The organism is Streptomyces sp. HUAS TT11 (genome assembly GCF_051553595.1).
Taxonomy (GTDB): domain Bacteria; phylum Actinomycetota; class Actinomycetes; order Streptomycetales; family Streptomycetaceae; genus Streptomyces.
Genome location: NZ_CP196184.1, coordinates 5,538,496 through 5,550,938 on the forward strand (window position 1 = coordinate 5,538,496; position 12,443 = coordinate 5,550,938).

At 71.5% G+C, this 12,443-nt stretch carries 11 protein-coding genes and 1 pseudogene; 4 read left to right on the top strand and 8 right to left on the bottom strand.

Annotation, left to right across the window (positions count from 1 at the left end):
* Positions 1-100: 100 nt before the first annotated feature.
* On the bottom strand, positions 101-967 hold the full coding sequence (locus ACSHXN_RS24775) for an ABC transporter ATP-binding protein (protein WP_356114669.1): 867 nt from the start codon (positions 965-967) through the stop codon (positions 101-103).
* Positions 960-1,877, bottom strand: coding sequence for an ABC transporter permease (locus ACSHXN_RS24780; RefSeq protein ID WP_355128986.1), 918 nt, complete (start codon positions 1,875-1,877; stop codon positions 960-962). The genes ACSHXN_RS24775 and ACSHXN_RS24780 overlap by 8 nt, the downstream gene beginning before the upstream one ends.
* Positions 1,878-2,137: 260 nt before the next feature.
* Between ACSHXN_RS24780 and ACSHXN_RS24785 the strand changes: the two genes are divergently transcribed.
* Complete coding sequence (locus tag ACSHXN_RS24785) at positions 2,138-2,764, top strand: TetR/AcrR family transcriptional regulator (RefSeq protein ID WP_059127868.1); 627 nt, start codon at positions 2,138-2,140, stop codon at positions 2,762-2,764.
* A gap of 127 nt (positions 2,765-2,891) precedes the next feature.
* Here the strand turns inward: ACSHXN_RS24785 and ACSHXN_RS24790 are convergent.
* Both ACSHXN_RS24790 and ACSHXN_RS24795 read right to left on the bottom strand, forming a co-directional pair.
* Positions 2,892-3,859, bottom strand: a pseudogene (locus ACSHXN_RS24790) (ADP-ribosylglycohydrolase family protein).
* Between the two features lie 30 nt (positions 3,860-3,889).
* A complete protein-coding gene (locus tag ACSHXN_RS24795; protein ID WP_356291781.1) occupies positions 3,890-4,489 on the bottom strand; it encodes a TetR/AcrR family transcriptional regulator in 600 nt (199 codons plus the stop codon).
* Positions 4,490-4,587: 98 nt separating this feature from the next.
* On the opposite strand from ACSHXN_RS24795, the gene ACSHXN_RS24800 reads away from it, so the two are divergent.
* Positions 4,588-5,520, top strand: coding sequence for an oxidoreductase (locus ACSHXN_RS24800; protein WP_356114667.1), 933 nt, complete (start codon positions 4,588-4,590; stop codon positions 5,518-5,520).
* A 20-nt stretch (positions 5,521-5,540) separates the two neighbouring features.
* On the opposite strand, the gene galE is transcribed toward ACSHXN_RS24800, so the two are convergent.
* The 3 genes from galE to ACSHXN_RS24815 are packed head-to-tail and all read right to left on the bottom strand — an operon-like array spanning position 5,541 to position 9,418.
* Positions 5,541-6,521, bottom strand: a complete 981-nt coding sequence (galE, locus tag ACSHXN_RS24805) for a UDP-glucose 4-epimerase GalE (RefSeq protein WP_355128993.1) — start codon at positions 6,519-6,521, stop codon at positions 5,541-5,543.
* A 43-nt stretch (positions 6,522-6,564) separates the two neighbouring features.
* Complete coding sequence (locus ACSHXN_RS24810; protein ID WP_355128995.1) at positions 6,565-8,166, bottom strand: glycosyltransferase family 2 protein; 1,602 nt, start codon at positions 8,164-8,166, stop codon at positions 6,565-6,567.
* A 37-nt stretch (positions 8,167-8,203) separates the two neighbouring features.
* A complete protein-coding gene (locus tag ACSHXN_RS24815; protein ID WP_355129359.1) occupies positions 8,204-9,418 on the bottom strand; it encodes a glycosyltransferase family 87 protein in 1,215 nt (404 codons plus the stop codon).
* A gap of 242 nt (positions 9,419-9,660) precedes the next feature.
* On the opposite strand from ACSHXN_RS24815, the gene ACSHXN_RS24820 reads away from it, so the two are divergent.
* Positions 9,661-11,352 carry a glycosyltransferase family 39 protein gene (locus tag ACSHXN_RS24820; RefSeq protein WP_438303715.1) on the top strand — a complete coding sequence of 564 codons (1,692 nt, stop codon included), beginning with the start codon at positions 9,661-9,663 and terminating at the stop codon, positions 11,350-11,352.
* Here the strand turns inward: ACSHXN_RS24820 and ACSHXN_RS24825 are convergent.
* Positions 11,295-11,825 (bottom strand): MarR family winged helix-turn-helix transcriptional regulator, encoded by a 531-nt coding sequence (locus tag ACSHXN_RS24825; RefSeq protein ID WP_355128999.1) that lies wholly within the window; start codon positions 11,823-11,825, stop codon positions 11,295-11,297. The genes ACSHXN_RS24820 and ACSHXN_RS24825 overlap by 58 nt on opposite strands.
* Before the next feature lie 130 nt (positions 11,826-11,955).
* Here ACSHXN_RS24825 and ACSHXN_RS24830 point away from each other — a divergent pair, with 130 nt between their 5' ends.
* Entirely contained in the window at positions 11,956-12,369 is a 414-nt protein-coding gene (locus ACSHXN_RS24830; RefSeq protein ID WP_355129001.1) for an organic hydroperoxide resistance protein, read from the top strand.
* The last annotated feature ends 74 nt before the right edge of the window (positions 12,370-12,443 follow it).

The following is a 12,443-nucleotide window of genomic DNA, read 5'->3' on the forward strand; positions in this document are numbered from 1 at the left end:
GAGGAGTTCACGACGCCCAGCGCTCGTCGCACCCGGCCTTCCCGCCCTTGGGGCGCCCCCGGCGCACCGTCGCGCCGGGGACCTGGCACGCTGTCGTGCCTCAGGAGGAACGAGGCGCTTCCGCGGCCGCCGGTTCCTTCTTCTGCGGACTGGGCTTCTTCGCGGGCTTGGGCTTGGCGCCGCCCTCCGTGAACGCCTCGTACTCCTGGAGGACCTCCTCGGTCGGCCCGTCCATGCGCAGCACACCGCGCTCCAGCCACAGCACCCGCTCGCAGGTGTCGCGGATGGACGCGTTGCTGTGGCTGACCAGGAACACCGTGCCGGCTTGCTGGCGCAGTTCGCGGATGCGCTTCTCGGACCGCTTGCGGAAGGACGCGTCACCGGTGGCCAGGGCCTCGTCGATGAGGAGGACGTCGTGGTCCTTGGCGGCGGCGATGGAGAACCGCAGCCGGGCGCCCATGCCGGAGGAGTAGGTCCGCATGGGGAGGGTGATGAAATCGCCCTTGTCGTTGATGCCGGAGAAGTCGACGATGTCCTGGTAGCGCTCCTTGATCTCCTCACGGGACATGCCCATGGCGAGGCCGCCGAGGTAGACGTTCTTCTCGCCCGTCAGGTCGCCCATCAGGGCCGCGTTGACGCCGAGAAGGGAGGGCTGGCCATCGGTGTAGATGGCGCCGTTCTCCACCGGGAGCAGCCCGGCCACGGCCTTGAGCAGGGTCGACTTGCCGGACCCGTTCGTGCCGATCAGGCCGATGGCCTCGCCCTTGTAGGCGGTGAAGGAGACGTTCTTGACGGCGTGCACGCGGCGCACGCCTGCGGCCTTCTCTGCCGTCTTGCGGCGCAGCATGCGGTTGAGCGCGGCGGTGGCGGAGCCACGGCCGGCCCCGGTTCCGTTGACGCGGTAGACGATGTCGACGCCGTCGCAGATGACGGTGGGGATGCGCTCGTCGCTGTTCGGGTTAGCCACGGCCGTACGTCTCCTCAGCCTTCCAGAAGTAGATGAAGCCGCCGACACCGGCGAGCAGGGCCCAGCCCGTCGCGATCACCCATACGTGGGGCGGCAGCTGGTTCGCGTGGAAGCTGTCGATGAGGGCGAAGCGCATCAGGTCGATGTAGACGGCGGCCGGGTTGGCCTTGAGTACCGGGGCCACCCAGCTCGGCAGACCGCTCTGCTGATCGGTCAGCTTGTCGATGCTCCACATGACGCCGGAGATGTACATCCAGGTGCGCAGCACGAACGGCATCAGCTGGGCGATGTCCGGGGTCTTGGCGCCCAACCGGGCCATGATCATCGAGATGCCGGCGTTGAAGGTGAACTGCAGGATCAGGGCCGGGATCGCCAGCAGCCAGGAGGCGGCGACCGGCACGCCGAAGAAGAGCAGGATCACGAGCAGGGCGGCCATGGAGAACAGCAGCTGCTGGAGCTGCTGGAGGCAGAACGAGATGGGCAGCGAGGCTCGCGGGAAGTGCAGGGCCCGGACCAGCCCGAGGTTGCCGGAGATCGCACGGGTGCCGGTCAGGATCGAGCTCGATGTGAACGTCCAGATGAACACGCCCGTGACCAGGAACGGGATGTAGTCCGGCACGCCCTTCTTGGTGTGCAGCAGAACACCGAAGATGAAGTAGTACACCGCGGCGTTGAGCAGCGGGGTCATGACCTGCCAGACCTGGCCGAGCTTCGCCTGGGCGTACTGGGAGGTCAGTTTGGCGGTGGCGAACGCCGAGATGAAGTGCCGCCGCGCCCACAGCTGGCGGACGTACTCCGGCAGGGAGGGACGGGCACCGCTGACCGAGAGGCCGTGCCGTGCGGCGAGCTGCGCCGGGGTCTCGGCCGATTCGGTGGCCGTGGGGGGCGGTGTGTCGAGGACCTGGCTCACATCCGCTGCTTTCGCTCGGGGGGTCGGGTGCGCGAACCGGTCCGCAGTCTTCCGTCGGATCGACCCCGGTGACTCCGCTTTCCGGCATTTCTCACGTTTTCTTGCCGGGGTCTTGCTCTGCTCTAGGGTCTTGTACAGCTCTTGGGGGTTCGGACGACTGCTCTTTGCGTCGGGACGGGACCGTATCGTCGCATCGCGAGCCTAAGCCGATCTGACGTCGGAACGCAACCGTATCGTCGTCACGCCCTATGCTGGTCGGCATGACCACGAACGCCGGCACTTCCCAGGTGAAACGGCGCCGCCGGGCCCCAGCGGGCGCGGCCGTCCTCCGCGAGGACGTGACGGAGGCCATTCGCGCAGCCGTCTTCGAGGAACTCGCGGCGGTCGGCTACGCCCGAATGTCCATCGAGGGCATCGCGCGCCGGGCGGGCGTCGGCAAGACGGCGGTGTACCGCAGATGGCGCTCCAAGCTGCACCTGGTCCTCGACCTGGTCTCGGCGGTGGCGGTCCAGGGCCTGCCGGCGCCCGACACCGGGTCCCTGGAGGGGGACCTGAGACTTCTGTACGAGGTGACGTCCCGCGCCCTGCGCCACCCGGTGGCCGGCCAGATCATCCCGGACCTCCAGGCGGAGGCTGCCCGTAATCCGGACATCGCGGAGGCCATGCAGAAGGCGCTGCGCGAGGGCCAGCAGAGCGTCGCGAGCGGTGTCGTCGCCGCGGCCGCCGCTCGCGGTGAGATCAGCGACGGCATCGACGTGGACCTGGCCCTCGACCTGATCTCGGGCCCGCTGTACTGGCGAGCGGTCGTGGTGCGGGGCCCGAAACTGCCCAAGGGGTACCTGGCGGGACTGGCCCGGGCCACCGCGGGGGCGCTCAAGGCGCTGTGAGGGCGTCGGCGTGTCCGGCGGTACCTCGGCCCGGTCGGCCGCCGCGCCGACGGCGGCCCGAAGCGGCGTCCCGTCGCACAACCGGCCGGTGAGATGCGACACGTGACAGCGGTCGCTCCACCACGATTCAGCCGGCCTCGCCTCGCGGGGACGCGAGCCTCCCCGCCGGCCGCGCGAGTTCCGGCGCGCTCAGCACACGGTCGCCGAAGCCCGGCAGCGGTACGTGCAGCGGCTGCGTCCAGCGGACCGGGATCGCGTCCGGGCCGTGGACGGCTCCGGCCAGACCTCCTGTCACCGCCGCGACCGTGTCCGTGTCGCCGCCGAGGTCGACCGCGGCGCGTACGGCGTCCTCGTACGACGTGGTGGTCCGCAGGGCCCAGACGGCCGAGCCCAGGCATGGCCAGACCGCGCCGTTGAACTCCGTCGCCAGGTCCGGATGCCAGTCGGGGGCCAGAACCTGCGCGTAGCGGGCGCGGTGGCGCGGATGGACGGCGCCCAGGGTCTCCGAAAGCGCCTCGAGCGGGTCCTCTCCGGTGAGCGCCACGCGGATGAGCTCGTGGAAGATCGCCGTGCCCTCCCAGGCCGCCCGGTCCCCGTGGGTGAGCGCCGCGATCCGGCGGGCGGCGTCCATCGTGGCTTCCCGGCCGTGCGGCGCGAAGTACACGGCCGAGGTCGACGCACGCATCAGCGCACCGTTGCCCGCCCGCTCGTCCGGAAGTGCAGTGCCGCCGCCAGGTCCCAGGGGTCACCGCCGGTGAGAACGGCCTCGGTCGCCAGGCCGATGTCCTTGGGGCCGGCCGCCGCCCAGCGCCGGAACCGGGCGAACACGTCCGGGAGCTCGAGTCCGCCGTGCTCCAGCAGCGACTCCCCGACGAGCACCGCCATCTGTGTGTCGTCGGTCGCCTCGCCGGGCTCCCAGCCGCCGCCCCCGCACATCCCGGCGCCCTGGTCCGCTGCCGGGAAGCGTGCCGAGAACGCGCCCTCGGGGCCGAACTCGAAGGGCGCGCCGAGTGCGTCGCCGACGGCGGAGCCGACGACCGCGCCGATCGCGCGCAGGGTGCGGGAGCGGGGCGCGGGGCCGGGGGAGTCGGTCATCGGCGAAGCGTACGGGTGACGCGCGTGCGCTCACGCCTCCGGGGCGCAGCCCCGCAGGATGTACGCCACCAGTTCGTCCAGGTCCTCTCCGCGCATCTCTTCCGGCAGGGAGTCGCTGGCGGCGAGCGTGGCATAGCCGTGGAGGGTGGAGAAGACCCCGATGCCCACGCGCTCCAGAGGGCCCTCGCGCACCTCTCCGCGACGCTGACCCTCGACGATCAGGCTCAACATCTGCTCGGTCCACTGCTGGGAGGCCGCGCCCAGTTCCTCGGACGCCTCGGGGGTGTGCTTGATCGAGTACATGAGGTCGAGCAGCTCGGCGTTGGCGACGGCGAAGTCCACATAGGAGCGGGCTCCCGCCGCCAGCCGGTCGGCGAACGACTCGCCTGCCGCCTCCAGGGCCGCCGTCATCGACTGTGTGATCCGGTCGAAGCCGACGAGTGCCAGGGCGTCCAGCAGTGCCTGCTTGTCCTTGAAGTGGCGGCTCGGGGCGGCGTGGCTGACTCCCAGGTCGCGCGCGAGTTCCCGGAGGGACAGCGCGGCGGGTCCCTTCTCCCGGAGCGTCTCCTCCGCACCGGCGAGGAGTGCGGCGCGGAGGTCTCCGTGGTGGTAACGACGGCGGGTCTGCATGAAGGCAGTGTATCCGGAATGTGATCGACGCCTACATTGTGGGCAGCGACACCATTGTTGTCATTGACAGCATTGTTGGCGACGCCTACATTGAAGCCATGGCTCAGACATCACGTAAATGGAACATCTCCGACATCATCGATCAGAGCGGCCGCACCGCCGTGGTCACCGGCGCCAACAGCGGTATCGGACTCGCCGCCGTCGACGCACTGGCCCACGCGGGCGCTCATGTGGTGCTCGCCGTACGGGACGTGCGGCGCGGCGAGGCCGCCGCCGCGACCGTGCGCGGCGCGAAGGGCAGCGTCGAGGTGCGCCGCCTCGACCTCGCCGATCTCTCCTCCGTACGGGAGTTCGCCGCGGGCTGGCAGGGGGACCTCGATCTGCTGGTCAACAACGCCGGCGTCATGAACATCCCCGAGGCCTCCACCAAGGACGGCTTCGAGATGCAGCTCGGCACCAACCACCTCGGGCACTTCGCCCTGACCAACCTGTTGCTGCCGCACATCACCGATCGTGTGGTCACCGTCTCCTCCGGCGCGCACCGACTGCCGGCCGGTATGCACATCCACTTCGACAATCTGAACCTGACCGGTGAATACGCGCCGATGGTGGCGTACGGCCAGTCCAAGCTCGCCAATCTGCTGTTCACACTGGAACTCCAACGCCGCCTGGCCGAGGCGGGTTCACCGCTGCGGGCCCTCGCCGCGCATCCGGGCTGGGCCGCGACCAACCTCCAGGGCCACGACGCCAGCGCGGTGCGCCGGGTCGCCATGCGGATCGGCAACCGCGTGCTCGCCCAGGACAACAAGTCGGGCGCGCTGCCCACCTTGTACGCGGCGACCCGGGATCTGCCGGGCGCGAGCTATGTGGGACCCGACGGTCTCGGGGAGATGCGCGGCGCGCCGACCCTGGTCGGCCGCTCCCACGCGGCCAGTGACCCGGAGTCGGCCCGCCGCCTGTGGACGGTCTCGGAGGAACTGACCGGGGTCGTGTTCCCGCGCCTTCCGCAGCGCACGGAGGCGACGACCTGAGGGCGGCGGCCGTCCGGGCCCTATGCCCGGGCCGCCCCCGGATGTCTGCGTACCCACGCCTCCCACGCGGAGGTGATCATGTCCTCCACGTCGTGCTTGGCCGTCCAGCCCAGTGCGTGGGCGATGCGGTCGGCCGAGGCGACGACCCGGGCCGGGTCGCCGGGGCGGCGGGGGGTGACCGTCGGCGGAGTGCCGTAGCCGGTGATCGCGTTGATCCGGTCGACCATCTCGCGGACCGACACGCCCTCCCCGCGGCCGATGTTGAGGGTGAGGTCGGCGCCGGGCGAGGTCCGCAGGGCGCGGGCCGCGGCGACATGGGCCTCGGCGAGGTCGACCACATGGATGTAGTCCCGCACGCAGGTGCCGTCCGGTGTGGGGTAGTCGTCGCCGAAGATGCGCGGGGGCGCGTTCTCCGTCAGCTTCTCGAAGACCATCGGGATCAGGTTGAAGACACCGACGTCGGCCAGTTCCGGTGCGGCCGCCCCCGCCACGTTGAAGTAGCGCAGGCACGCCGTGGACAGGCCCGTCGCCCGGGCCGTGGCGCGCACCAGCCATTCGCCGACGAGCTTCGTCTCCCCGTAGGGCGACATCGGCAGGCACGGTGTCTCCTCCGTCACCAGGTTGACGTCCGGCATCCCGTACACGGCCGCGGAGGAGGAGAACACGAACGAGGGAACGCCGGCCCCCGTCACCGCTTCCAGCAGGACGCGCAGGCCCTCCACGTTCTCGCGGTAGTAGTGCAGGGGGAGTTCCATCGACTCGCCCACCTGTTTCTTCGCCGCCAGGTGGACGACCCCGGTCACCGCGTGGTCCGTCAGGGCGCGGCGCAGCGACTCGGCGTCCAGTGTGGACGCCACCACCAGCGGAACCTCGGCGGGCACACGTTCGACGAGGCCCGTGGACAGGTCGTCGTAGACCACGGTCCGTTCGCCCGCCTCGGTCATCGCGCGGACGACGTGCGCTCCGATGTAACCGGCGCCGCCGGTGATCAGCCAGGTCATGTGCGGCCGTCCCCTCGTCAGTTGGCCCACCGTGTCGATGCGTTCACGTCCAGTGAAGCAGGCGCCGCAGCCTGCGGCCCAGAACGGACGCCGCTTCGCGCACCCCGCACGCCACCCGCAGGGCCAGGGCCCCCGAGTGCGTCGCGTACGGCTGCACCAGCAGTACGCCGCACCCGGGGTTCGGCAACACGCGCCGGCGCAGCAGACCGGGCCCGGTGAGGGCGCGGGGCGTGGTGGCGCGGCTCGTGCCGTCGTCGAAGCGGAGCGTCAGCGAGAGGTCCCAGGTGCCGGTGCCGAGTGCCGCCAGGTGCACGGGCGTCTCGGCCGTCCAGCCGGCCGAGTCCGCATCGCGCCGCAGGGCGGCAGGATGCGAAGGCCCCACCCGGGTACCGTCCTCCCGGCGGACGAACTCCACGTCCACCCTGCCCGGTCGGGCGTTCTCCACCCGCCCGTACAGCTCGTGCAGGCGCAGTCGCAGCAGGGTGGCCCGCACCCGGGGGCGCAGTTCCGCGTCGACGGCGATCGGCAGGTGCCGCACGGGGCGGTACAGCAGGTGCTCCAACTGGACCTGGGGCAGATCCTCCGACCAGACCGGGGTGCCGTCCCGGGTGCTCGCGTACGGCGGGGTGAGCCGCGCGGGGCGGGCCGCCAGCTCCTTGAGCCGCTGCAGGTCACGCGGTCGCCCGGCGGCGAGCACCACCTGGGCGACGACCCTGCCCGGCACGGAGGCCTGGGCGAGGTCCGCCGCGTCGAAGGCCGACAGATACGCGCGGGTGAGCCTCCACCACTCGTCCCGGTACTCGGCGTCGCGGAGCGGGAGTTCCCGGGCGTACAGACGCAGTCCGCGGTCGAGGAAGGTGGTGCGTGCCGCGCGCGCGAGCCGCTTCTCGCCGGCGCCCAGCAGGATCTCGTGCGCCTGCCGGTTCGCCTCCGTGCGCGCCTTCCAGTTCTCGATGTCGGCGCGGTCCAGGGAGATGGACAGACGCCGGGCCGAGCGCCGGACGTGCCAGATGTAGACCCGGTCCGGGACCAGGGCCACGCTGGGGCCGGCGGCCAGGACACGCGCGCCGAACACGAAGTCCTCGTAGGGGAAGCGGCCTTCGGGGAAGCGGATGCCGTGCTCGCGCAGGAAGTCGGTCCGGTACAGCTTGTTGACGCACAGCGTGTCGTAGGTCAGACGGGGGCGCTTGGCGGGGCGGGAGACCAGCGCCGGACGCTCGTACAGCTCCGGTTGCCAGGGCGTCTCGCGGCCGGAGGGCAGTTCGCGGCGCACACAGAGCCCCGCGGCGAGCGGGGATCCGTGCGCGACGGCCGCCATCAGCAGTGCGTCCACCGCGCCGGGCGGCAGCAGGTCGTCGCTGTCCAGGAACATCAGGTACGGGGCGGTGGCCGCGTCGATCCCGTCGTTGCGCGGGGTGCCGCAGCCGCCGCTGTTGACCGTTCTGCGGACGACCCTCAGGCGCGGGTGCTCGGCCGCAAGGGCGTCCAGCAGTTCGGGGCTGCCGTCGGTCGACGCGTCGTCGACCGCGATCACCTCGCGGACGCAACCGCCCTGGGCGAGGGCGGAACGCACCGCGTCCGTCACATGAGTGGCGTCGTCGTACCCGATGACGACGACGCTGACCTGTGCATCGTGAGGGTGCATCGATTCCACGAGCCGAAACATTAGGGATGCCTGGTAATCATCGGTTAAGAGGCAATTCTCCACCTGTGCGGAAGTATGCAGGAATCCGGTCGGAGTTCCAGGACGACGCGTCCGGTTCCGGCCGTTCCGCGAGGGGGTGTCCGGAACGCCACAGGCGGACGAGGGACACGACGGCGGCGGTCGTCAGCAGCCCGTTGCGCACGAGCATGAGCATGCAGCCCGTCCAGGTGGTGTTGATGACCTCCCCGTAGCACGCGGGGTACTCGACGGCGCTCACGGCGGTGGCCGCCAGCAGGAGCGCGGCCACCGGCCGCTGGGTGGTGTGACGCGACGTCAGGCAGACGGCGGCCAGGCCGACCAGCCAGATCATGTACTGCGGGCTGATCACCCGGCTCGTCACGGTGAAGAGCAGGACGGCGGTGAGAGCCGCGTCATAGGGGGTCGCGGGCGTCCAGCGGCGGTTCCGCAGCCGCCACAGGAGCAGGAGGGCGAAGGCGGCCCCGGTCAGCGCGAGCGAGCCGACGGCGACGAGGTGCACGTGCGGGCCCACGAACTCCACGGCCCCGTACTGGTAGCGGGTGCGACCCGGCCAGCCGGCCCGGCGCGCGAACATCAGGACGGTGCCGCCCAGCGACTCGATCTGCACACCCCGGCCGCCCTGCTGGCGCAGGAAGTCGAACGGGTTGCGGAAGAGGGCCTCGACGACGGCGAGCAGTGTCACCACGGTGAGCAGGGCGGCGGTCCACGCCTGCCGGGTCGTACGGCCCCGCGGCGTGCCGATCAGGGCCAGCGCCGGCCACACCTTCACCAGGGCGCCGAGAGCGGCGAAGACGCCGGCCGCGCGCGGGTGGCGTGACACCGCCAGCAGGGAGATCACCGCGAAGGCGGTGACCTGGACGTCGTACCGGGCGAGCGGGATGTGCAGCAGCAGCGGCAGGCCCGCCGTCCACACGGCGGCGCCGAGCAGCGTACGGCCCGGGCGGGTGCCCGCGCGCGTGAGGGCGAGCACGATCACGGCGTCCGTGACCAGCGTGAGGACCACAAAGGCCTGAAAGTACGTCAGGCCCGGTACGAGCGCGGGCGAGAGCAGCACCGCACCCGCTCCGGGCGGGTACTGCCACAGCTGGTCGCCCGACGGGAACGCGCCGTGCCGCAGGACGCCGTACCAGTGGAAGTACAGCTTCCACACCTCTCTGGCGACCCCGCCCCGGCCGAGCGGGGGGTACTGGTCGTGGGTGAGCAGCCACAGCATCAGGGCGCGGGTGGTGAGCCACCCGGCGCCGAGGAGAAGCAGCCGATGCTTCTTGCCGATCCTCTTCACGAGGGGCGGCGAAAGCGGCGCGGCTACGGTCGTTCGGGACCACGTGGCACTCTTCAAGGCACTCATCAAGCCCGGATAGTAGGCCGTCCGTACGCGGCATGTGCGCAGATACGCCGTCAACTGCCACCAAAGGTTAGTTAATACTACAAAAACCGGTCATGTTGAATGCGGGCATGAGTCGGTTGTCGGAGAGACGTGCGGAGTGCCTGGCCGTCCTCGTGCCCGTCGTCGCCATGTGCGCGATCGGGCTGTGGGGACTGGACCGCGACGGGATGTGGCGCGACGAGGCGGTCACGTTCCAGGTGGCCCGCCGCTCGGTGCCGCAGATCCGGCATCTGCTGGGCAGTGTGGACGCGGTGCACGGCCTGTACTACCTGCTGATGCACCTGGTCCTGGCCGTCCACCCGGGCGAGGTGGCGCTGCGGCTGCCCTCGGTCTGCGGAGCGGCCCTGGCGGCCGGCCTGGTCGCCGCGCTGGGCACCCGGCTGTGTCGGCCGCGCGTGGGGCTGTGGGCGGGCCTGATGTACGCGGCCACGCCGATGGTCGGCCACTACGCGCAGGAGGGCCGCTCGTACGCGCTGGTCGCGGCAGGGGTCGCGGGCGCGACGCTCCTGCTCGTGCGGGCCGTGCGGGGCGGGAGGTGGTGGCCGTACGGGACGGTCCTCGCCGTCACGTGTGTGCTGCACGAGTTCGCCGTGCTGGTGCTGCTGGCGCACGCCTGCACGCTGGCGCTCGCGCGGGTGCCGGGGGCGACGTGGCGGCGCTGGGGATGCGCGGCCGGGGCCGTCGTGGTCGTACTGCTGCCGCTGGTGCTGGTCTCGTGGGGGCAGTCGGCACAGGTGGCGTGGCTGACCGCGCCCGACGGACGAAGCGTCGAGGAACTGTTGGAGCGGTTCGCCGGGTCCTCGCCCGTGCTTCTGGGGCCGTATCTCGTGCTGATGGCGCTGGCCGGCGGGATGGCGAGGTCCAGGCGGGACCTTTCGCCGGCGGGGGTGGCGCTGCCGCTGATGGTGCTCCCGCCGGCGGTGCTGATGGGGATCTCGCAGATCTCCCCGCTCTACGACGACCGGTACGTGCTCTATTCGCTGGCCGGGGCGCCGCTGCTGGCCGCGGCGGGCGCCGAACGGGCGGCCGGTGTCCTGGGCCGGCTGCGCACGGGGCGCCGTCGTCTGCCGGCCGTGCCCCGGCAGGCGACGTACGGACACGGCGCGGCCGTCGGCGCCCCCGTGCTGCCCGCGCCGCGTGGACCCGCGGGCCGCGGTGGGGGCGTCGCCCTCCGGGACGCGCCGCGGATCTCCGCGTCCCGCGCCCATGACGCCGTCCCGCCCTCCGCGTGGGTCCGGTACCGGGGTGGCGCCCTGCTGGGTGTGCTCGCCGTCTGCACCGTGCTGGTCGCGCAGTTGCCCCTGCTCAGGGCCGATCGCCGGGCCGATCACCGGCCGGACGACCTGGCGGGTGTCTCCGCTCTGGTGGGCCGGGTGGTGCGGCCGGGGGACCCCGTGCTGTTCCTGCCGTCGCTGGAGCGGCGGTCGGCGCTGGCCTATCCGGCCGGGTTCAAGGGGGTGCGCGACGTGGCGCTCGACGTGCCCGCCGCCGAGGACGGCTCGCTGTACGGACGGGAGGCCAGCCCCGCCGAGCTGCGGCGCCGGCTCGGCGGCCTCGCCTATGTGTGGGTGGTCAGCGAGCCGTTCGCGCTGAGATCCACCTGGGCTCCCCCGAACCCCACGGAGCGCGCCAAACTCGCGGTGGTGAACCGGGAGTTCATCACCCGTGAGGAGTATGTCCGGCGCGGTATCACCCTTCGACTTTACGTACGCCGCGAGGAGCCCTGGTCCGCCGGCTGGACGCAGCCGGGCGCCTCCTGAAGCGCCGCCTCGTCGAGCGTGCGGGTCAGCCGGTCGAGCCGGGCGTGCAGGTCCATGATCTCCTCCAGCTCGAAGCCGGTCGAGGCGGCGATCCGGGTCGGCACCAGCAGGGCGCGCTGCTTCAGGGCGGTCCCCTCCTCGGTGAGATGAACGTGCACGGACCGCTCGTCCTCGCGGCTGCGCTCGCGTCGCACCAGACCCGTGGCCTCCAGGCGCTTCAGGAGCGGCGACAACGTCCCGGAGTCCAGCCGCAGATGCTCGCCGAGCCTCTTCACCGGCAGTTCGCCGTGCTCCCAGAGCACCAGCATCACGAGGTACTGGGGATACGTCAGCCCGAGGTCCTTGAGGACTACGCGGTAGACGCTGTTGAAGGCGCGGGCCGCGGCGTGGAGCGAGAAGCAGATCTGGCGGTCCAGACGCAGGAACTCCTCGCCGGCGGAGGCCTCGGTACTGGGGGTCGGCGTGGTCGTCATGACCCCAGGATAGCCCTGGCGGATGATTCAGTTGTGCACAACTGAGTTGTGTGCTCTACTTGTGGTCGTGAGGCGGTCCGGACGAAAGGCCCGGTCGCCCCGGACATGACTTCGAGAGGGATGGTTCCCCATGGATGCGCTGTACACCGCCGTCGCCACCGCCACCCACGGCCGTGACGGCCGTGCCGTCACCTCCGACGGCAAGCTCGATCTTCAGCTGGCCCCGCCGGTCGAGATGGGCGGCAACGGCGAGGGCACGAACCCCGAGCAGCTGTTCGCCATCGGCTACGCGGCCTGCTTCGCCAGCGCCCTCGGCGTGGTCGGCCGGCGGGCCAAGGTCGACGTCAGCGACGCAGCCGTGACCGGCGAGGTCACCATCGGCAAGCAGGGCGAGGGCTTCGGTCTCGCGGTCACCCTGCGCGTCGAACTGCCGGAGTCGGTGGACCAGGCGACCGGCCGCAAGCTGGTCGAGCAGGCCCACCAGGTCTGCCCCTACTCCAACGCCACCCGCGGCAACATCCCGGTGGAGCTCGTCGTCGAGTAGTCCCACCCCGAGCGGCTCCGTGCGCCTTCGAGGACGTACGGGTCGGTTCTCGGGCCTGCGCCCGGCGCCGGGAC

Coding starts and splice junctions, on each gene's coding strand:
- ACSHXN_RS24825 (WP_355128999.1), bottom strand. CDS start 11,825: ATGACGACCACGCCGACCCCCAGTACCGAGGCCTCCGCCGGCGAGGAG.
- ACSHXN_RS24810 (WP_355128995.1), bottom strand. CDS start 8,166: ATGCACCCTCACGATGCACAGGTCAGCGTCGTCGTCATCGGGTACGAC.
- ACSHXN_RS24815 (WP_355129359.1), bottom strand. CDS start 9,418: ATGCTGTGGCTGCTCACCCACGACCAGTACCCCCCGCTCGGCCGGGGC.
- ACSHXN_RS24820 (WP_438303715.1), top strand. CDS start 9,661: ATGAGTCGGTTGTCGGAGAGACGTGCGGAGTGCCTGGCCGTCCTCGTG.
- ACSHXN_RS24795 (WP_356291781.1), bottom strand. CDS start 4,489: ATGCAGACCCGCCGTCGTTACCACCACGGAGACCTCCGCGCCGCACTC.
- ACSHXN_RS24785 (WP_059127868.1), top strand. CDS start 2,138: ATGACCACGAACGCCGGCACTTCCCAGGTGAAACGGCGCCGCCGGGCC.
- ACSHXN_RS24800 (WP_356114667.1), top strand. CDS start 4,588: ATGGCTCAGACATCACGTAAATGGAACATCTCCGACATCATCGATCAG.
- ACSHXN_RS24830 (WP_355129001.1), top strand. CDS start 11,956: ATGGATGCGCTGTACACCGCCGTCGCCACCGCCACCCACGGCCGTGAC.
- galE (WP_355128993.1), bottom strand. CDS start 6,521: ATGACCTGGCTGATCACCGGCGGCGCCGGTTACATCGGAGCGCACGTC.